Origin of the sequence: Streptococcus sp. Marseille-Q5855 (assembly GCF_946901985.1) — a bacterium.
GTDB lineage: Bacteria > Bacillota > Bacilli > Lactobacillales > Streptococcaceae > Streptococcus.
The window spans coordinates 180,601-199,811 of record NZ_CAMPPR010000002.1 but is presented as its reverse complement, the minus strand read 5'-3'; the positions used below and the strand labels follow the sequence as shown (position 1 = coordinate 199,811).

General features: G+C 37.8%; 21 protein-coding genes. 3 read left to right on the top strand and 18 right to left on the bottom strand.

The window, feature by feature from the left end:
• Positions 1-80 precede the first annotated feature (80 nt).
• A complete protein-coding gene (gene nrdE, locus OC529_RS03460) occupies positions 81-2,240 on the top strand; it encodes a class 1b ribonucleoside-diphosphate reductase subunit alpha (protein ID WP_164226195.1) in 2,160 nt (719 codons plus the stop codon).
• Between the two features lie 193 nt (positions 2,241-2,433).
• On the top strand, positions 2,434-3,396 hold the full coding sequence (gene nrdF / locus OC529_RS03455) for a class 1b ribonucleoside-diphosphate reductase subunit beta (protein WP_164226196.1): 963 nt from the start codon (positions 2,434-2,436) through the stop codon (positions 3,394-3,396).
• Here nrdF and OC529_RS03450 read toward each other — a convergent pair.
• Positions 3,393-3,539: a hypothetical protein gene (locus tag OC529_RS03450; protein WP_023933379.1), complete on the bottom strand. Its 147-nt coding sequence runs from the start codon at positions 3,537-3,539 to the stop codon at positions 3,393-3,395. The two genes, nrdF and OC529_RS03450, sit on opposite strands and share 4 nt — an antisense overlap.
• Positions 3,540-3,727: 188 nt before the next feature.
• On the opposite strand from OC529_RS03450, the gene OC529_RS03445 reads away from it, so the two are divergent.
• Positions 3,728-4,489, top strand: a complete 762-nt coding sequence (locus tag OC529_RS03445) for a DeoR/GlpR family DNA-binding transcription regulator (RefSeq protein ID WP_000917603.1) — start codon at positions 3,728-3,730, stop codon at positions 4,487-4,489.
• A 284-nt stretch (positions 4,490-4,773) separates the two neighbouring features.
• Here OC529_RS03445 and OC529_RS03440 read toward each other — a convergent pair whose 3' ends face one another.
• The 17 genes from OC529_RS03440 to OC529_RS03360 form a co-directional block, all read right to left on the bottom strand.
• Positions 4,774-5,031: a DUF3884 family protein gene (locus OC529_RS03440; protein ID WP_262081486.1), complete on the bottom strand. Its 258-nt coding sequence runs from the start codon at positions 5,029-5,031 to the stop codon at positions 4,774-4,776.
• A 42-nt stretch (positions 5,032-5,073) separates the two neighbouring features.
• Positions 5,074-6,480, bottom strand: coding sequence for a 6-phospho-beta-galactosidase (gene lacG, locus OC529_RS03435; RefSeq protein WP_262081485.1), 1,407 nt, complete (start codon positions 6,478-6,480; stop codon positions 5,074-5,076).
• 339 nt (positions 6,481-6,819) lie between these two features.
• Entirely contained in the window at positions 6,820-8,511 is a 1,692-nt protein-coding gene (locus tag OC529_RS03430; protein WP_262081484.1) for a lactose-specific PTS transporter subunit EIIC, read from the bottom strand.
• Complete coding sequence (locus OC529_RS03425) at positions 8,511-8,828, bottom strand: PTS lactose/cellobiose transporter subunit IIA (protein WP_039704004.1); 318 nt, start codon at positions 8,826-8,828, stop codon at positions 8,511-8,513. The genes OC529_RS03430 and OC529_RS03425 overlap by 1 nt, the downstream gene beginning before the upstream one ends.
• Before the next feature lie 34 nt (positions 8,829-8,862).
• Positions 8,863-9,699, bottom strand: a complete 837-nt coding sequence (locus OC529_RS03420; RefSeq protein ID WP_262081483.1) for a transcription antiterminator — start codon at positions 9,697-9,699, stop codon at positions 8,863-8,865.
• A gap of 526 nt (positions 9,700-10,225) precedes the next feature.
• A complete protein-coding gene (locus OC529_RS03415) occupies positions 10,226-11,563 on the bottom strand; it encodes an ISLre2 family transposase (RefSeq protein ID WP_262081482.1) in 1,338 nt (445 codons plus the stop codon).
• 109 nt (positions 11,564-11,672) lie between these two features.
• Positions 11,673-12,002 carry a hypothetical protein gene (locus OC529_RS03410; protein ID WP_000972579.1) on the bottom strand — a complete coding sequence of 110 codons (330 nt, stop codon included), beginning with the start codon at positions 12,000-12,002 and terminating at the stop codon, positions 11,673-11,675.
• Between the two features lie 17 nt (positions 12,003-12,019).
• Positions 12,020-12,400 carry a replication initiator protein A gene (locus tag OC529_RS03405; protein ID WP_125457493.1) on the bottom strand — a complete coding sequence of 127 codons (381 nt, stop codon included), beginning with the start codon at positions 12,398-12,400 and terminating at the stop codon, positions 12,020-12,022.
• A 26-nt stretch (positions 12,401-12,426) separates the two neighbouring features.
• Positions 12,427-12,699, bottom strand: a complete 273-nt coding sequence (locus tag OC529_RS03400) for a hypothetical protein (RefSeq protein WP_262081481.1) — start codon at positions 12,697-12,699, stop codon at positions 12,427-12,429.
• Positions 12,696-13,514: a ParA family protein gene (locus OC529_RS03395; RefSeq protein ID WP_262081480.1), complete on the bottom strand. Its 819-nt coding sequence runs from the start codon at positions 13,512-13,514 to the stop codon at positions 12,696-12,698. The genes OC529_RS03400 and OC529_RS03395 overlap by 4 nt, the downstream gene beginning before the upstream one ends.
• Before the next feature lie 123 nt (positions 13,515-13,637).
• Positions 13,638-14,228 (bottom strand): hypothetical protein, encoded by a 591-nt coding sequence (locus tag OC529_RS03390; protein WP_262081479.1) that lies wholly within the window; start codon positions 14,226-14,228, stop codon positions 13,638-13,640.
• Between the two features lie 14 nt (positions 14,229-14,242).
• Positions 14,243-15,583: a CHAP domain-containing protein gene (locus OC529_RS03385; protein ID WP_049510585.1), complete on the bottom strand. Its 1,341-nt coding sequence runs from the start codon at positions 15,581-15,583 to the stop codon at positions 14,243-14,245.
• 15 nt (positions 15,584-15,598) lie between these two features.
• Positions 15,599-15,850 carry a hypothetical protein gene (locus OC529_RS03380; protein WP_001107251.1) on the bottom strand — a complete coding sequence of 84 codons (252 nt, stop codon included), beginning with the start codon at positions 15,848-15,850 and terminating at the stop codon, positions 15,599-15,601.
• Positions 15,851-15,869: 19 nt separating this feature from the next.
• On the bottom strand, positions 15,870-17,816 hold the full coding sequence (locus tag OC529_RS03375; RefSeq protein ID WP_262081478.1) for a virulence factor: 1,947 nt from the start codon (positions 17,814-17,816) through the stop codon (positions 15,870-15,872).
• 10 nt (positions 17,817-17,826) lie between these two features.
• Positions 17,827-18,474 carry a hypothetical protein gene (locus OC529_RS03370; RefSeq protein ID WP_262081477.1) on the bottom strand — a complete coding sequence of 216 codons (648 nt, stop codon included), beginning with the start codon at positions 18,472-18,474 and terminating at the stop codon, positions 17,827-17,829.
• Positions 18,474-18,782 carry a DUF5592 family protein gene (locus tag OC529_RS03365; RefSeq protein ID WP_000274176.1) on the bottom strand — a complete coding sequence of 103 codons (309 nt, stop codon included), beginning with the start codon at positions 18,780-18,782 and terminating at the stop codon, positions 18,474-18,476. Before OC529_RS03365 ends, OC529_RS03370 begins: the two co-directional genes overlap by 1 nt.
• A gap of 147 nt (positions 18,783-18,929) precedes the next feature.
• Entirely contained in the window at positions 18,930-19,211 is a 282-nt protein-coding gene (locus tag OC529_RS03360) for a BRCT domain-containing protein (protein ID WP_049505120.1), read from the bottom strand.

Below are 19,211 nucleotides of genomic sequence, written 5' to 3'. Positions count from 1 at the left end.
TCTTAGTACATCATCCAGAAGAAACTGCTTCTAGGGCGAACTTAGAGGCCTTTCTTTTGTAATTAGATAAGGGAAATTTTATGGGATTAAAACATCTTGAGGACGTGACTTACTTCCGTCTCAATAACGAAATCAACCGTCCTGTTAATGGACAAATCATGCTTCATAAAGATAAGGAAGCCTTGGATGCCTTCTTTAACGAAAATGTCGTTCCAAACACTATGGTTTTTGATTCAATTACTGATAAAATCAACTACCTCATTGAACACAACTACATCGAAACAGCTTTTATCAAGAAATACCGTCCAGAGTTCTTGGAAGAATTGGCTCAATTTATCAAAGACCAAAACTTCCAATTCAAGTCATTCATGGCAGCTTATAAATTTTACAATCAATATGCCTTAAAGACTAACGACGGTGAATATTATCTTGAAAGTATGGAAGACCGTGTCTTCTTTAACGCCCTTTATTTCGCTGATGGCAATGAATCTGTTGCAATCGATATTGCCAATGAAATCATCCACCAACGCTACCAACCTGCTACTCCTTCCTTCTTGAATGCTGGACGTGCTCGTCGTGGGGAGTTGGTATCTTGTTTCCTAATCCAAGTGACAGATGATATGAACTCTATCGGACGTTCTATCAACTCAGCTCTTCAACTTTCACGTATTGGTGGTGGTGTGGGAATTACCCTCAGCAACCTTCGTGAAGCTGGAGCTCCTATCAAGGGGTATGAAGGAGCTGCTTCAGGTGTCGTTCCTGTTATGAAGCTTTTCGAAGATAGCTTCTCTTACTCAAACCAATTAGGTCAACGTCAAGGTGCCGGTGTTGTTTACCTCAATGTCTTTCACCCAGATATCATCGCCTTCCTTTCAACTAAGAAAGAAAATGCCGATGAAAAAGTTCGTGTCAAAACCCTATCACTTGGTGTTGTAGTACCAGATAAATTCTACGAATTGGCGCGTAAAAATGAAGAAATGTACCTCTTCAGCCCTTACTCTGTCGAAAAAGAGTATGGTGTACCTTTCAACTACATCGACATTACTGAAAAATACGATGAATTGGTCGCAAATCCAAATATTCGCAAGACAAAAATCAAGGCGCGTGATTTGGAAACTGAAATCTCTAAATTACAGCAAGAGTCTGGCTACCCTTATGTAGTCAATATTGATACGGCTAACCGTGCAAATCCTGTTGATGGAAAGATTATCATGAGTAACTTGTGTTCTGAGATTCTTCAAGTCCAAGAACCAAGCTTGATCAACGATGCTCAAGAATTCCTTCAAATGGGAACGGATGTTTCATGTAACCTTGGTTCAACCAACGTGGTTAACATGATGACTTCACCTGACTTTGGTCGTTCTATCCGTGCTATGGTTCGTGCCCTTACTTTCGTTACAGATAGTTCACACATCGTAGCTGTTCCTACCATCGATCATGGAAATAGCCAAGCCCACACCTTTGGTCTCGGCGCCATGGGACTTCACAGCTACCTTGCCCAACAACTGATTGAATATGGATCGCCTGAGTCTGTTGAATTTACAAGCATCTACTTCATGCTTATGAACTACTGGACCTTGGTAGAATCAAACAATATCGCGCGTGAACGTGGCATCACCTTCCACAACTTTGAAAAATCAGACTATGCTAAGGGAAGCTACTTTAACAAGTATATTACAGGCGAGTTTGTTCCAAAATCAGACCGTGTTAAAGAACTCTTCAAAGATGTCTTTATCCCAAGTGCTACTGACTGGGCTGAACTGCGCGACAAGGTTCAAGCAGATGGTCTTTACCACCAAAACCGCCTTGCTGTAGCGCCAAATGGTTCTATCAGTTACATCAATGACGTTTCTGCTTCTATTCACCCGATTACACAACGTATCGAAGAACGTCAAGAAAAGAAAATCGGTAAAATATACTACCCTGCTGCTGGCTTGTCAACAGAAACCATTCCTTACTACACTTCTGCTTACGACATGGATATGCGTAAAGTGATTGATGTTTACGCTGCTGCGACTGAGCACGTGGACCAAGGACTTTCACTCACACTCTTTATGCGTAGTGACATTCCAAAAGGTCTTTACGAATGGAAGAAAGAAAACAAACAAACGACACGTGACTTGTCTATCCTTCGTAACTATGCCTTTAACAAGGGTATCAAGTCTATCTACTACGTCCGTACTTTCACAGACGATGGTGGAGAAGTCGGTGCTAACCAATGTGAAAGCTGTGTGATTTAATCTTTGCTTGAGGAAACTACATTTTCTCAGATAAGTGATTCATTCACCCTGCTAAACTAAACTAGAATAAGCATCTATACTATGAAATAACAAAAAGTCGGGCTTCCGACTTTTTGTGCGATACTCCTCTAGGATTATGATAAAATAAAGATAATTGTGAGTTCGCAATACTAAACACAGAAAGAGATTTCAAATGGAAACTTACTACAAAGCCATTAACTGGAATGCCATCGAAGATGTCATCGACAAATCAACTTGGGAAAAGCTGACAGAGCAATTCTGGCTCGATACACGTATTCCCTTGTCAAACGACTTGGATGACTGGAGAAAGCTACCAAATGTAGAAAAAGACTTGGTAGGAAAAGTCTTTGGTGGTTTAACCCTTCTCGACACTATGCAATCTGAAACTGGGGTTGAAGCCCTTCGCGCAGATATCCGTACACCACATGAGGAAGCTGTTTTCAATAACATCCAATTTATGGAATCTGTTCACGCTAAATCTTACTCTTCAATCTTTTCTACCTTGAATACTAAGGCTGAGATCGAAGAAATTTTCGAATGGACCAATACCAACCCTTACCTACAAAAGAAGGCTGAGATTGTCAACGAAATTTACCTAAACGGTAGCCCACTTGAAAAGAAAGTGGCTAGCGTCTTCCTTGAAACCTTCCTCTTCTACTCTGGTTTCTTCACACCGCTCTACTACCTTGGTAACAACAAACTTGCCAACGTTGCGGAAATCATCAAATTGATTATTCGTGATGAATCTGTTCACGGAACCTACATTGGTTACAAATTCCAACTTGGTTTCAATGAATTACCTGAAGAAGAGCAAGAAAAGCTAAAAGAATGGATGTACGACTTACTCTATACTCTTTATGAAAATGAAGAAGGCTACACAGAGAGCCTCTATGACGGTGTTGGTTGGACGGAAGAAGTCAAAACCTTCCTTCGCTACAATGCTAACAAGGCTCTCATGAACCTGGGACAAGATCCACTCTTCCCAGATTCAGCAGATGATGTGAACCCAATCGTTATGAACGGTATTTCAACAGGGACATCTAACCACGACTTCTTCTCTCAAGTCGGAAATGGTTACCTCCTTGGTGAAGTTGAAGCCATGCAAGATGATGACTACAACTACGGTTTGGACTAATACTCTTCGAAAATCTCTTCAAACCACGTCAGCTTCGCCTTGCCGTAGATATGCTCACTGACTTCGTCAGTCTTATCTACAACCTCAAAACTGTGTTTTGAGCAACCTACGGCTAGCTTCCTAGTTTGCTCTTTGATTTTCATTGAGTATAATTCTCCACCACTCTTAACTATCAAAAAGTAAACTTGAAACAACAAAATAATAATCTAATAAAATATCGAAGTTTTGAAAACAAACCTCGATATTTTTGTTTTTGTTTTATTTTGTTGTTTTTGTATTTGAATGATGAGCTAGTTTATGGTAAGATAGTAGTAGGAAACGAGGTGATAATATGCTCAAGCAAGAAAAATTAACCAAAATTTTAGAGATAGTAAATAGTAAAGGAACCATAACGGTTAAACAGATTATGGACGAAATAGCCGTTTCAGATATGACTGCAAGACGCTATTTACAGGAATTAGCTGATAAAGATTTACTGATTCGTGTGCATGGTGGAGCTGAAAAACTTCGAACCAACTCCCTTTTGACTAATGAGCGATCAAATATTGAAAAACAAGCCCTCCAAACGGCAGAAAAACAAGAAATAGCCCGTTTTGCAGGCAGTCTAGTAGAAGAAAGAGAAACTATTTTCATTGGACCAGGAACAACATTAGAATTTTTTGCGCGCGAATTGCCTATTGACAATATCCGCGTCGTGACCAACAGTCTACCTGTTTTTCTGATTTTAAGCGAACGAAAATTAACAGATTTGATTTTGATAGGTGGAAATTATCGCGATATTACAGGTGCTTTTGTTGGCACATTGACCCTACAAAATCTCTCTAATCTCCAATTTTCCAAAGCTTTCGTTAGCTGTAATGGTATTCAAAACGGAGCTCTAGCTACTTTTAGCGAGGAAGAGGGAGAGGCTCAACGCATCGCTTTAAATAATTCTAATAAAAAATATTTGCTCGCAGATCATAGTAAGTTCAATAAGTTTGATTTTTATACTTTTTATAATGTATCAAATCTTGATACTATTGTTTCAGATTCTAAACTAAGTGATTCAATCCTTTTTGAGCTATCTAAACTTACTAAAGTCATCAAGCCTTAATAAACTGAAAGATCCTGTGGGAAAAACTCAATTTCAGAAGTAAATCTTCCCACAATAAAACGCATAGTATCAAGGTTTTTCAACACCTGATATTATGCGTTTTTCTACGTTAAAGACTTTTTGCCCAATTGCTTTATCTGCAACCTCAAAGCTATGCATTGAGAAACCTGCGACTCGCTTCCTAGTTTAAAGTTGCTCTTTGATTTTCATTGAGTATAAGCAACGTGATTAGATAAGAGTTTTGCAGCGTACTAAATACGAGATTTAACTTTTTTGGAAATTGGTTACGATTGTTGAAACGGCATAAAATCTGAATCAAAGGAGATATTATCCCATTCTTCAGGATTGATAAAATTTAAAAATAAATTTTTAAATTCTTCCAGCTCATAATCTGAATGACAAATCCATTCTTTACCAGTCGAGACATACCATTTTCCAAGACTTTTCAATTCTTCATTTGTCAAACACGGTATTTGAGAGCATTTTTCAAAGTTGATAATATAAACTTTTTCATAAATAGATTGGATAAAATCTTTGAACATCTTTTTGCCTCACTAAAATTCTATATCTAATGACTCATTCTACTACTCAATCACTTGAGTTTCCGCTACTTTCTTGTACCAGTGGGCTGATTTCTTCGGATAACGTTCTTGAGTTTCAAAATCTACATAGAAGAGACCGTAACGTTTCTCATAACCGTTTGACCATGAGAAGACGTCCATCAATGACCAAATGAAGTAACCTTTTACATTCACTCCATCTGCAATCGCATCAGACAAGACCTCCAAGTGTTGTTTCACATAATCAATACGGCCATCATCATAAACAGTGTTATCGACGAACTCATCTTTATAGCCGAGACCATTTTCAGTGATGTAAATCTTCTTGTAGTTCGGATAATCTTTCTTCACGCGCATGATTTGGTCATACAAACCTTGAGGGTAGATAATCCAATCCCAATCCGTACGTGGTACATAATCAGGAGCTACACGACGACCAACACCTTTGATTTGGTATTTAGAACTTCCTTTCTCACCCTTACCATTATGGATGATTTCAGTTTCTCCATCAAAGGATTCCATCCAGTCACTCATATAGTAGTTAATTCCAAGGAAGTCATTCAAGTCTTTTGCGGCTTCTAATACTTCGAAATCTTCGTCACGCAAGTCAAGCTTTCCACCATTGGCAGCCAAGATAGCCTCTACCCCTGCCAGGGTCTTTTCAGAGTAGTGCCCCAGATAAGTTGCATCCAAGATAAATTTGTTATGGATAATGTCCTCCAACTCTGCCGCAATAACATCTGCTGGATTTTTAGGATCCAAAGGATACTTAGTTGGCAGAGCGTGAACAACACCAATTTCACCTTTATAACCTTCATCTTTATATAGCTTAACTGCACGCGCATGAGACACCATCATATTGTGGTGCGATTGGAAGACTTTGGCAAGGTCATACTGGATACCTGGAGGGAATTTACCAACTAAATATTGACCATCACCGATTGGCCCAATTTCATTAAAGGTTGTCCAATAATTTACTTCTGGAAATTCTTCAAAACAGAAGGCAGCGTAGTCTACAAAGTGTTCGATATTTTCACGGTTTAAGAAGTCGCCATTTGAGTGGAGAGCTTCTGGCGTGTCAAAGTGATGAAGAGTTACAAAGGGCTCAACATGACGTTTGTGACATTCTGCAAATAGATTATGATAATACTCAACACCCTTTTGATTTACTTGACCGTAGCCTGTTGGGAAAATACGTGACCAGGCAATAGAAATTCGAATGCCATTGACACCATACTCTTCTGCTAGCTTTAGGTCAACTGGGTATCGATTGTAAAAATCACTGGCTGGTTCTGCAGTGTACCAGTAGTTATCTTCAAGATATTTATCCCAAGCAACTGGTCCTTTTCCATCAGTATGTGTAGCACCTTCTGCTTGATAGGCAGCTGTTGCGCCACCGAAAATAAAGTCTTTTGGTAATGTTTTTGTCATTTTTTTCACCTATTTCTTGATTTAAAATAAAGTAAAAGTGAGAGGAGAGGAGTCAGTGAGCCATCCTTCTCCATCTCACTTCTTGTACCAAGTCACCGAATTGTGACATGAGGAGGTAAAAACGATACTTTTTTACCGAGGAATTAACAAGGCGATTAGGAAATTCGCCATAGCGATTTCCGTAACGATAGGAGATTATTTCAGAGTCCCTATTATTAATCGAATTGTGACATGAGGAGGTAAAAACGATACTTTTTTACCGAGGAATTAACAAGGCGATTAGGAAATTCGCCATAGCGATTTCCGTAACGATAGGAGACTGTTTTATAGTCCCTATCGTTAATCGAATCGAGCTTGTACGAATGCAAGAGCACCTTTTCCATCACGAGTTAATTTGATGTATTGAGCGCCTTCTGTTTTCGCAAGTTTAATACCGAGTTTATCTGTTTCTGCTTTCATATCTTCAAAGTTTGAAGCAACTTGAGGGGCAAGGATAACTAGATCAAACTCTGGTAACATTTCACGGTGAGCACCATAGCCACCTGCTGCTGCTTTCACAGGAACATTGTACTCTGCTGCTGCCTTATTCAAAGCATTTGCAAGAAGTCCACTTGTCCCTCCACCTGCACAGAGAACGAGGACATTTGTTTCTTTAGTGATTGTATTTTGTGCTGCTTCTACACCAGCTTTTTCAAGAATAGCATCTGCTTTTGCAGTGTTGAAGTTTGCAGCAACTTTTTCTTTCAATTCATCATTAGATTTACCTGAACGCTCTTCTTCAAGAATTTGTTCATCATAAACTTTAAGGAATGGATAGTAAATGACTACGTCAACCACGATTAGAAGGGCAGCAAGAATGAATGATAGAACTTGGAAGTTAGTACCAAGAACTAGACCTAGTGGAGCTGGAGTTGTCCATGGTAGATTAGCAGTAAATGAGTTCATTCCAAGAGTTTCAATGAAGAATTTAAAGATCCAAACGTTTGCGATAGGAGCAAAAATAAATGGAATGAAGAAAATCGGGTTCAATACCAATGGTGCACCAAACAAGATTGGTTCATTTACACCAAAGAAAGTTGGAACTACTGAAGCTCGTCCGATTGCACGGTTACGTTTTGATTTTGTTAACCACATGAACATGAATGGAACAACCAGTGTCGCACCAGTACCACCCATGGTCACGATAAACATTTGAGTTCCCGAAGTAAGAATCTTGTCAGCGTGCATCCCTTGTTGGAGAAGGTTCAAGTTGACTTCAGCATTGGCATAGGTAATAGCTGCGATAGCTGGTTCAACAATAGATGGACCATGGATACCAACAAACCAGAAGAAGGCAAAGGCACCAAAGATAATCGTAATACCAAGATAGCCATCAGCAGCAGAGAAGAGTGGTGCAAAGAATTTACCGATTGATTCAGCTACGCTTGCACCAACAAAATGACGAGCTAGTAAATCAAGAGCATAAAGTGAAATAACTGAGAGAGTGAATGGAATCACATCTTTAAAGACTTGTGAGATATTTGGTGGAACTTCGTCAGGCATACGAATGGTAACGTTGTTCTTAACACAAACCTTATAGATGGCTACGGTAACAAATGCAGCAAGGAAGGCTGAAAGCAAACCTTTTGTCCCCAAAAATCCAGTAGCTAAACCATTTTCGATAGGATCAGCTGCCAACATCAACAAACCAACAATCGCTGCCAACAGTGTTGACATGTAGTTGATTTGATTTGTTTTTTCCATACTACGGTTAACAGAGTCTGTTAACGATTTAGCAGTTGTACCAGCTACCAATACAGCTAAAATCCCCATGGAATAGCTGTAAGGTTTCATAAGAAAAGCAACAGTTTCATCAGACCATTTGAATCCCCATGAGTTTGGTACATAGGCAATCAAGATAAAGATACTTGAGAAGAGAATAACAGGCATACCTGCAATGAAACCATCACGAATAGCACGAAGATAGATATTACGAGATAATTTCTCAAAGAAAGGTTTTCCTTTCTCGATAAATGCAATTAGTTTATTCATTATTTAACTCCTCTCTTGTAGAGTTCGATTAAGTGGTGCATCAAATCTTTTAACAAGATAGTTGTCATCAAGTGATCTTGACCGTGCATCATGGTTACACTGTATGCTAAGTCCTCACCAGAAGCTTCCTTAGTTAATAGACTTGTTTGCGCGTGGTGAGCCTCAGCAATACAGCTACCAGCTTCCTCTACCAGAGCGTCCGCTTTAGCAAAATCACCAGCTTCAGCAGCCTTCAAGGCTTCCAATAGTTTTGAACGAGCATCGCCAGCATAGGCTACGATTTCAAAACCTAACAATGTTACTTCTTCTCTATTCATGATAGAATTCTCCTTATATAATTTTAAATAATTTTTATGATAATAAACGTTGGATATGTAGAACTAGATAAACTCGTTCACTTTTATACAAATCAAGACCCGTATGTTGCGTAATCACATCATAGATCTTGGAACCAATCTCGAACGCTTTTGGATAGGATTGTTTAATATGATCTTCCATATCCAGAAGTGATTGGTTATCATCTCTAGACCTGTCTAAATAATCCAAGAAATAATTCAAATGAATCATAAAGCGATCATAGAAATGGTTATTCTCTTTAGTTCGTTGAATTGCATAGTCCTTTAAAACTTCTTCAACATTCCTGAGAATTTCTTTCCTCTTATCAATCGACTTAACTACTTCTACTTCATTCTCGCCTTCGGCATTGATGAAATGATAAGCAATCCGAATAATTTCGTCTTCAGGAAAATTATCGGTCAGTTTTTGACGATAAATTCCAAAAGCTTCATTTGCGATTTGAAAAGCGACAGGATACTTAGCAGAAATATCTGGCAGATTACTATCCTTGTACCTTCCTTGTGCTAGAGCTTGGTAAGAACAGTAAATATGATCTGTCAAGGTTACATAGAGATACTCTTGAATCGGATAATGATATTTCTTGGAAAGCTTATCAATAATCTCATAGGTCACTGTGATAAAATCAAGCGGAACATCTTTGAGAAGAGCCATAAAGTTTTCTCTTGACTCTTCGGTCTTCATCCGAAAGATTTTCTCAACCTGATTTTCAGCAATCAAATCCCCCTTCTTCTTTCCAAATGCAATCCCCTTACCAATCACAATCACTTCTTCTCCCTTATCATTTCTGACAAGCGAGACATTGTGATTCATTGGATTTAGAATTCGATACATGTCAACCTCCTTTTATATTTTAAAGGTATATGAGTATAAAAAATGACCACAAATGAACTAGAAAATCAGCCGATTTCTAATTCACCTGTGATCATGCCTAATATTACTTAGTAACACTCACCTTGTATTAACTTGTGATTTAAGTATAGCACAAGTAAGTTATTTTGTAAACCTTTACATACAACTTGTATGCGGTAGAATTTTTTAGAACGCCTAAATTCATACAATTTTTAGGAGAACATCACCGAGTTTTAAAAAAAGACTGAACAAATTTCTTGCTCAGTCTTGACATTGATACACTTATCAGGTATCATTAATTAAAGACTGAGTAAGAAGGACGAGTTCTTACTCGGTAAGGCGAGAAGTGTTAGCGCACTTTTCGTCTTTTTTTATTCGATTAATTTAAGTAAATTATAACACATTTTTACATACCGTGCAAGCATTTTATGTTTAATTGTAGCACAAAAAGACCTTCTTTTACAAAGGTTATTGTTATATAACTTTTTATATACTTTGTTATGCACTTCTATTGTTTTCGGAAGTAAGATAATCTTTTACTATCAGGGTAACATTGATATCTAGATGTATTTTCTTTTTCCGTTTTACTCATTCTTTTTTTAATGGTATAAGCAGAAACTTCCTCTAAAGAAATAAATTTTTCATAATCCTCTCTCCAGTTGCCAAAGAATAGTTCCCTCAAGGAATCCTCATAATTCAAAACAATTATCCGACTCATCGTTTCAGCTCCAGCAAGAGTCCAATACATTCCTCTTTTTTTCATTCTATAAGTGACCTTACGATGCTGACTCTCCATTATCCCGATTCCCGCATGACTGAATCCTCTCTGTTCGGCTGGTTTGGTATATTGGAAATTTCTCAATATTTTACTCTTGAACTTCTCAAACAACTCTTGTTCTTCTTCTGTATCAATATAACTTTCGGTCGTATCTAGGACAGTTCTCATTAACTGCTTATCATGTTGCTTAATCGCCTGGAAAGCTCTCTCTAATAGATCTTCAGAGTAAAATTTTAAATAATTCTTCAACTCCTTATTTACATGATACTCATCCCAGAAATGTTCGTGGCGTTTAATTCGCAAAACCTTCGCAATCTCTTTGAAAACATAGGGTGTATATCCATGACCTCCATCAGAGTTCGTAATCAATAAAGTCTGATTCGTAATTTCGTAATTATTGAACAGATAATCGATCACCTGCTCCCTCACTAAGCGGTTGTCAAGGCCAATAAATTCTTTTTTATCCTGAAGTTCAAATCGATTGCTGCCAACTTTCTGGCTTCCCGTATGGACTACAAAATGGGATAAATCATAATGCTTATTATCCTTCTGTGTGTCACGTGCTTTGACCATCACACCATCACCCTCAATATAAATAACCTGGGCTTTTCTTTTGCTAACTTCTTTATTCTCCTCATAATATCGATAGCCTTCTCTTTCCTCCAATAACTTCTCACAAATTTTTACAGCTTTTACTACAATTGGCTTTGTGATAGAGATGTGATAAGTCAATTGGATCACCTGAGTTACTTTATCATATGGCATTAAAGTAGATAATTTAGCCACCTGATACATAAATTCCCAGGAGAAGCGGACGTTCTTCTGAAGTCCTAACTTTTCATCTACTGGAATAACCCAATGATTTCCCTTTTTCCAACGTCTTCTTCTAAAAGTAAACTCTCCAAATGTGAAGGCGACAGTTCGCTCCATAGAATGAATACAGGTATAGCCCTTTGCTTTCATGACTGGAATCATCTCCTCATCATACTTAGAAACAAATTTATAAAATTCTTTTGCATTTTGGAATAGCAACTGATTTTTTAATTCTCTCTCATCAAAGAAAGTCATTCAGAATCCTCCCTTATTAAAATTACGCTTATTTTAATAAATTTTGACCTGAATGTTCAAATAATCCTTTGTTCTGACAAAAAAAGAGCCTATCTTTTCAGATAAACTCTTACTTGTCATACCAGGGTTTCTCTTTTTTACTAAAATAGGATTTGCTCATTTCAATAGTAGCTATCCCCATAGGAATCAAAATAATACTCCATAAAACCGTCACAATTCCATCTGCAATAAAGGAAAAACCACCTGTAAAGTGAAGTCCCAAATACAGTAATAATACAACTGGAAGGAAAGCTGGAGCGAATTTTAAAACGGCCAACCCTAAAACAATTATAAACACCATACTAAGTCCAAATGTTTTATAGAACACATAGATTGCTATAGCTCCGATAAAAATAAAGAACAGCTGAACAAGTCTTTTAATATCAATGAAAATCATCATAGATTCCTCCTACTTCATCAGTAATATTTTAAAATTTCATCTGTTAGGTAAATTCTATTGGGTAGATTGGATCCTTGGCGGACTTCTTCAATTAAACCATGATTCTTTAGCTTCTTTTTCAAAGAAATGACTTTGCTTTCACCTGATTGAAGAGCCTCCATTAGCTCTTCTACAGGGTAACATACAAAAGTATTTCCATTTTCATCATATCCTTTTAATTCAAAGTCAACTGCAGCTCTTAAACGATTTAATAAAAGCATGTAAAGAAAAATTCCACTACTCTTCAAATCATTGAACTGTGGGTTGTCTATTATTGGACGAGGGATGACAATTTGTCCTGAATCTATTGCTGCTGAAGAAAATTCAGGAATATCTGATAGATTTGATAAGTATTTCATTGCTATATTTCCTTTCTTATGGAACGCTATTTTTTCTTTCTCTCCATCCTTTCCCATTCTCTTATAATCAGATTCTCAAGATAAGATGAAGCTGATTTTTCACCATGATACTCTACTAAAGCATCTAACATATCATATCGAACATTATGATGTAAAGAGAATGGATATCTTTGCTTTTTATTATAACTCTCAGGAGACTTTCTAGCCTCCTGATTTTGCTTCCTAGACGAAGGAGTCTTTTCTCTCTTTGGTGTACTTTGGAATGTTTGTTTTACTTGTGCGAATCGATTCTCTGTCATGCTACCTCTCCTTCTAACACACTCAAAATATTCTCATATACGTAGTTTATATTATCATAAAACTTTTGATGTGTCTCTTTTTGGTTAGCTGTCATCTCTTCATGCTGCTCAAAGACACTCTGACTGATCACAAGACTCTTGGCCATGAGCTCTTTCTCCTGGATAGAACCTAGGTAAGCTGAGTCTTCTTCAACAACTTCTAAAAATTGTTTACAGGTGTCTGTTACATTGTTTCCAACGTACTTAATCTTATTTCCAATAAGATAAGGTTCTGCTTTAACATAGCTTTTCTTAGTAATAACTTCAATAGCTTCGCTCTTAATGAAGTCTACAAAATTTTTCAAAGATAACCAGGCACGAAAACCATTAAGAGAGGCATCAGAAACAGCCAAGACAATATCTGACACAGCTATAAAATTTGCTGTAACTAAGCTCTCATCATTGTGCGTATCAATCAGAATGACATCAAATTGTGCTTCTAACTCTTCGTAATGTTCGCTAAACCACATAAACAACTGGAGATATTTGTTGTTTCGACTAGCAAGATCTAACTGCTCATCTGTCAAACGCTCATCACCACAAATCAAACTGAGATTTTCTGATATTGGAACAATCTCATACTCTCCAGACGTAAATATATCATAGACGGTTTTCTCACATTTTACATCAAATGTTCTTGTCAAATTGCATTCCCAAGCTCCATCAATGAGTAGTGTTCTAAGCCCCTTAACACGTGCCAACCAATCCCCTTCATTAAAGGTATCTGTAGTCTTACCACCGCCACCTTTTCCTAAGTTTGTAGTTTGAATCTTCATGATTCCCTCCTTGGATAATTGTATATTTTGTTATATAACTTTTTATATACTTAATTATACCTAAAACTACTTTTCTTGTCAATATAAAAGCACAAAAAGTTATATAACTTTTTGTGCAACTTATTATCCGTATGTACCACCTATATTTCCGCCAACATAGGCTTTTAGCTGGATTTGTTGAACCGTAGTATTGAAATTTCCAACGAAATAGCTGTTCTCTTCTCCATTTTTAGTTAGAACAACTAAAAATTGAATCACGTCATCTGATTCAGTTGGCATCACTTCCAATTGTTTAGGTTGAAAATCATACTGATTCGTCAGAAGAGCCATCGCAAAGGTTTGAACCATCGCATTCTGTGTCATAGATAAATGATTCTCGATTGTTCCCTTGACATTTGGCAGAAAATTCGTCTTTTTTATATCTGCTACTGCTTCTTCAAAGGCTTTTAACACTTCTTTTTTGTCTTCTGAGCTTGCCTCTGCATAGGGGCGTTCTAGTTTTAACTTAGCTGTCCGATAATTCTTCTCGTCTGCTGTTTCCTCTCTGGAAGACGGCTCGTTTTGTGCGGTTCCTGAAGAACTCACCTGGGCAGCTTCTTCTATTTTAGTTTGTTGAGATGGTCTGAAACTCGATACAATCCCTATTCCTGCCAAAACCAATAGAATACCTACTACAATCGATACAACCATATTCTCCTTTATCCAATCAATCATCTTATATCCTCCTTTTAATTTGAACTTAATTTAGCTTCTCTGTCATCTGGATAAGCAAAAGAGATTACCTGTTCTTGTTGTTGTGATTTAGTCCAAATACGATAATTCCATGTATATGGAGTTTTGAACTGATCCCAACCACTCAGAGGTGTATTTTGTTCTACAAATAAGATAGAGCCATTCTCGAAAACATGACATACAATTCCAGTATGACCATATCCTCCGCCTCCTACCTGTGAAGAAAAAATAGCGCCTCTTTTGGGTGTAGTCTTAACCGAATTTCCAAATATTCCAGCCCATGCCGCCGCTTGATCTTTCCCATCTCCCTGTACTGAGCCAGAATGACCCCATAAGTGATTTCCCATGCTAATTGTAAGATTCACACATTGTCCAGCATACTCGTCACTTCCAGGATTATACCATCCTGTAGACTTAGCATAATCCATGCCTAAGCTCTTAGGATCAATAATGAATGGTTTCAAGCTATCTGGTAAGTCTTCTGGTTTATACCCCCACGCAGTCGCATCTGAAGGGACAGTTCCCGTTCCATCGGTACTGCTACCTGACTCACCACATCCACTTCTTTCAGCTGAAGAAGACACCGCACTATCTGAAGAACTGACATCTTGTGTACTGGATCCTTCATAAGGTTTCTCACCATGAGCAGCAATAGCTTCCTTATCAAGCCACTGATACTTCGTACCTAGTTTTTGGTACATATCAGTTAGTTTGCTCTTATAAGTGCCATCTGTGGCCCATCCGCCATCTGCTATAGCGGATAGGCTAGCAATGCCATTTGTATTGTTTATAGCCCCTTTATAAAGTGTCTGGTGAGCCATAAACTCAGCTTTCCCTACGATCCCTGCATCGTAGCTAGAGAACCAAGTATAAGCTCCTCCTGTACCGTCTCCGACATTCGCTCCAGGCTTTGTCCCACTTAAATCAACACTATCTTCACCATACGTCGCAAGAGTAACTGGAAAATTACTTTTGCTAGAGGTTTTAACACCTCCCATATTGTGAGCTTTCCAGAAGGAGGTACCATTAGGATTCGTAAAATTGAAGCCATTCTCTATCATTGTTTGAGTGATAGAGGCTGAAGGTAGGAAACCTCCTGCCTTCCAAGACAGGATATAGGCTTCCTTATGCTTTTTTACAAAGTCATCGATGGAACCATCAGCTGAAGAAACTGTGGAGTCGCCAGTTGAAGATGTTGTTTCTACAGCACCACAATCATTTCTTCCATTATTGGTTACAGCTCCCATTATCCCAACTAACATGGTTATCCCAACATTGATAATTAATAGGAGAGCCACAAAAGGAATGAGGATCTTCAGTTTAAATATTTTTTTCATGGATACCTCACTTATCTACCACAATCCTAATATTGTTCGCAAAATTCCATAAAAAACTAAAAATACAATAAATCCTATTCCAATCTTCTTGAGACCGTTCAAAAACTCCTTATCTCGTTCTTTTTGTGCTTCCAGGCGTTTTGGATCAGATTCTCCCTCTGAAGCGAAATAATCTCTTTCTTGTTGCATGCGATATTTACGAATCAATACGTATTGATCAAATCTCTGCTTAGTCCTGGCAATCATTCCTAGTTTATTTTTGGCCATTCTGGTTTACCTTCCTTTCTTACTCAATACCGCCATAGCGCTCAACTTCAGGGGCTAACAGCTGTTGGTTAAAGACCAGATTTCCTACCCCTGCAATATTCATGAATAACTGTCCTTTCGCCAGACGAGGCAAAGTCTCTAGTTCAGACTGGTTCATTGATCCAGATAAGGCGTTAGCTAGTAGAGGAACACTGGTTTCGTCCGTCTGAGCAAAAACTCTATATTGCATCAGACCAAAAATCCTCTGGACTGCCGTTACGTACGGATCCTTATGAGTGCCAATCCCCGTCTCAAACAGAATCCCTCGCAGTGAATTAACAGACAATACAACACCAGCAAAGTTTTCGCCCATTGTATCAATCATATCAGCCAGAAGGTTGACACTACTTTCATGCTTAGGGTCAATGAGTGTCTGTGCCCCACTAATATTGACAATATAGTGCTGCATATCCATCTCCGTTAAGTCAGGACGTCTCTTCAGTAATTGCTTACAGCGTTTTCCGTTATTGACAATATCAGCTGAGACAAGTGAAAGAACAGAGAATATCTGAACATTTAACAAATGAGGGGCGTTCTTCAACCCTGAGAATTCAAATGTTACAACTTGCTCTGAAGAAATATCTTGAAATTCGGTTGTTCCCTCGAAAATTTCTGCGTTTGTTGTCAATAGTTCGTTAAACGTATTGTAAATGCGCTTAACAGCCTTGTGTTCGGCTTTATCCGCACTAGTTTGTTCCAGTCGACGTTTGTAGGAATCAACAAACAAAATAAAATCAGACAGAATAGGATACTCCTCCTTCACAATATCCGTCGCTTTCAGTTTTTCTGGATTCAACGAAGGATTTCGAGCCCACAACTCTTCTTCAATATAGAACTCATTCAAGAGAGTTCCAAATGTGATTAAATCGTCTCCTGTCACTTCATTATTCAGGAGTTTATAGATACTCTTCAGTTTCTCGATATGAAGATTGTAAGATTTTTTCTTATCAATTTCAGTTCCTGCTTCATTGGTTACTGTTGGAAATACCTGGAAAATATTGATACGGTTAGACTCACCTGATAAATCAAGAATCAATCCATGTTGTTTTCGTGTCTGATCAAGAAACTGGCCAGTAGCATCAAAGTTACGAATATAATGCCCCTTCGCATAGAGACCGTCTGTGTGTTTCATAAGAAAAGATCGCTGTCCCATCTTTGGATTTCCAGATAGGATCATAAAGGAGCGTGTTCTTTTCTCGTCACGTTCTAGAAAATTGAAATTTACCGCTCCATTTGTTGGAGTCCAACCTAGATAAAAACCCTTCTCATCTTCTAGTTTCGTATGATTAAAGAAATATCCACCAGCTATTGAGTGAGCTGGAGTCGGTATTCCTCTTCGATGATTGGGCAAATCAATCTGATATTCAGCTGGAATAAATGGAGCATGGTATTCAAAATCTAATTCTCCAGACAGAATAGTGGATTTGAATTTCGACGTTTTGTCTTTGACCTCTTCAACCTTCTTGAATAATTCTTCTTTGGTTGATGCGAACGTAAAGACACGAATATACATCCCGTACATAGCTATATTTTGCTTATCAATTTCACGGCTTAGTTTATTCAGATTGTCAATTTCATCTAGTTCTTTCCGATTATTGGTTAGTTTACTATTATTTGTAATCCGTGTTGACTTCTCTTCAATAGAGTCCTCAATCTCTTTTTGAAGCTGTCTATTATCCTCCTTGTACAGTGACAGGAAGGAACGTGTACCAGGAATCAACAACAATTCAGAAAGCCAAAAACGATCCATCCCTTCAGTTGGATACTCATAATAGTGTAAGACCGTATGGTGCCCATCTCCACTTATCCAGGAGCGGTCATCCTTTTGAAAATCAATATTTCCTTGCGGTTGAATCTGACTAAGAAAAGCAAGGTCATATCCTTCATTTTTTAGTTGTCTTTGTCTACGTTTTGATAAATCAGGCATGCTATCTCTCCTATACTTTCTCATTCATATTGTTGTATTGCTTTATTATCTGAATTTTCTTCCTGTAGTTGATATCTTGCGGAACAAAATCATTATTTCCATAGGTTTTAGCCTTCCGAACCAATTCGTCCAATTCGGTTGTTGTGGGCGCAAATAGCCACAGAATGAACTCTGTATTATAGACTTCTTGTCGGATACTTTCTTCAACCTTAATTTGGCTTTGAAGCCAAATTTCACGATCCTTGAGTTGTAAAAAACGTCTATCGTTTACTGATAACTTAGACATATCTTGTCGCACTAAATCCAAATGATGGCGCAAGTCAGAAATTTGCGTGTCTGTATTTGTTGGCAAAGTTGTCGTCTCCACTTGGATATTCGGTCCAAATCGAGTCAACCAGGTTTCAAAATTTTCAATGGTTCTCATAACCTCGTTATAAGACATCGATCCTAAATCTTTACCTGGTATCTCCATCAGCTGCAAGTAGCCATAATCAACTAACTGGATATAAGCCTGACTGTTTGGAATGATTGATTTTACATCTAACAACTCAACGCAAGAATGCAAATCAAAATATTCCTGCGTTTGTCTCTTCGTTTCTTGAATACGTCCCAGCGGACGTTTCTCATTTTTTGGAGGTTTAGTTTGTTTAATCGCCATTATGGTTTTCTCCTTCTGATATAATTCAAGCTGATATAACGTTTTCTTCTTCGTCTGAAGAAAAGAAACATGCTGTGCCAATTCTTTTTGCCACCGTTAGCTGGTAACACCAGATACAAACTCAGAACTGGTGTTAAAAAAATGAATGCGAACATCTGTATCCACTGGCTTTTAGGAAAGATTTTTAAGCCAACGCTCAAAGCGATTACTCCAGTAATTCCTACAAAAGCAATATCTAGGATAAGAAGGCCTATAATCTTAATTTTGGCATAGATATCTCTAGGTACACCGTATTTTTCACCGTACATGAATTTCTCCTTTATATTTGTTTTGATACTCACATTATAATGAATAATCGAAAATATCTTTTAAAGGGACAATAGCATTTTTGCCATTGTCTTTCAGGAAAGAATTATACAAAAAGTTATATACTTTTTTGCACAATAAAAGAAGCCTCAATCTTGAGACTTCTTGACTAAATCAAAGAATGATTCCTCTGAAAGGAAAGTGATGGATTGACCGTCTGATATTCGTCTAAGCGCTGCATCATGCTTTTTAGACCTTTTATCTGGATCAAAAAGATTCAACTGCTTGTGTCCTAAAACCAATATATCTGTCCTAGAAGATATATAATTTTGAACGACAGCTCCTTTACTTTCTAAAAATCGTATGGCTTCTTCTCGAGTTAGAGGACGTAGGCTTCCTGTGATAACAATGTTCTTCCCTGTTAGATCCAT

What these genes read in the sequence shown, in the direction of transcription:
- OC529_RS03400 (WP_262081481.1), bottom strand. Translation starts at nt 12,699, where the DNA reads ATGACAGAGAATCGATTCGCACAAGTAAAACAAACATTCCAAAGTACA.
- OC529_RS03445 (WP_000917603.1), top strand. Translation starts at nt 3,728, where the DNA reads ATGCTCAAGCAAGAAAAATTAACCAAAATTTTAGAGATAGTAAATAGT.
- lacG (WP_262081485.1), bottom strand. Translation starts at nt 6,480, where the DNA reads ATGACAAAAACATTACCAAAAGACTTTATTTTCGGTGGCGCAACAGCT.
- OC529_RS03390 (WP_262081479.1), bottom strand. Translation starts at nt 14,228, where the DNA reads ATGATTGATTGGATAAAGGAGAATATGGTTGTATCGATTGTAGTAGGT.
- OC529_RS03375 (WP_262081478.1), bottom strand. Translation starts at nt 17,816, where the DNA reads ATGCCTGATTTATCAAAACGTAGACAAAGACAACTAAAAAATGAAGGA.
- nrdE (WP_164226195.1), top strand. Translation starts at nt 81, where the DNA reads ATGGGATTAAAACATCTTGAGGACGTGACTTACTTCCGTCTCAATAAC.
- OC529_RS03385 (WP_049510585.1), bottom strand. Translation starts at nt 15,583, where the DNA reads ATGAAAAAAATATTTAAACTGAAGATCCTCATTCCTTTTGTGGCTCTC.
- OC529_RS03360 (WP_049505120.1), bottom strand. Translation starts at nt 19,211, where the DNA reads ATGGATCTAACAGGGAAGAACATTGTTATCACAGGAAGCCTACGTCCT.
- OC529_RS03370 (WP_262081477.1), bottom strand. Translation starts at nt 18,474, where the DNA reads ATGGCGATTAAACAAACTAAACCTCCAAAAAATGAGAAACGTCCGCTG.
- OC529_RS03450 (WP_023933379.1), bottom strand. Translation starts at nt 3,539, where the DNA reads ATGAAAATCAAAGAGCAAACTAGGAAGCTAGCCGTAGGTTGCTCAAAA.
- OC529_RS03415 (WP_262081482.1), bottom strand. Translation starts at nt 11,563, where the DNA reads ATGACTTTCTTTGATGAGAGAGAATTAAAAAATCAGTTGCTATTCCAA.
- OC529_RS03410 (WP_000972579.1), bottom strand. Translation starts at nt 12,002, where the DNA reads ATGATGATTTTCATTGATATTAAAAGACTTGTTCAGCTGTTCTTTATT.
- OC529_RS03395 (WP_262081480.1), bottom strand. Translation starts at nt 13,514, where the DNA reads ATGAAGATTCAAACTACAAACTTAGGAAAAGGTGGCGGTGGTAAGACT.
- OC529_RS03420 (WP_262081483.1), bottom strand. Translation starts at nt 9,699, where the DNA reads ATGTATCGAATTCTAAATCCAATGAATCACAATGTCTCGCTTGTCAGA.
- OC529_RS03430 (WP_262081484.1), bottom strand. Translation starts at nt 8,511, where the DNA reads ATGAATAAACTAATTGCATTTATCGAGAAAGGAAAACCTTTCTTTGAG.
- OC529_RS03440 (WP_262081486.1), bottom strand. Translation starts at nt 5,031, where the DNA reads ATGTTCAAAGATTTTATCCAATCTATTTATGAAAAAGTTTATATTATC.
- OC529_RS03365 (WP_000274176.1), bottom strand. Translation starts at nt 18,782, where the DNA reads ATGTACGGTGAAAAATACGGTGTACCTAGAGATATCTATGCCAAAATT.
- OC529_RS03380 (WP_001107251.1), bottom strand. Translation starts at nt 15,850, where the DNA reads ATGGCCAAAAATAAACTAGGAATGATTGCCAGGACTAAGCAGAGATTT.
- OC529_RS03405 (WP_125457493.1), bottom strand. Translation starts at nt 12,400, where the DNA reads ATGAAATACTTATCAAATCTATCAGATATTCCTGAATTTTCTTCAGCA.
- nrdF (WP_164226196.1), top strand. Translation starts at nt 2,434, where the DNA reads ATGGAAACTTACTACAAAGCCATTAACTGGAATGCCATCGAAGATGTC.
- OC529_RS03425 (WP_039704004.1), bottom strand. Translation starts at nt 8,828, where the DNA reads ATGAATAGAGAAGAAGTAACATTGTTAGGTTTTGAAATCGTAGCCTAT.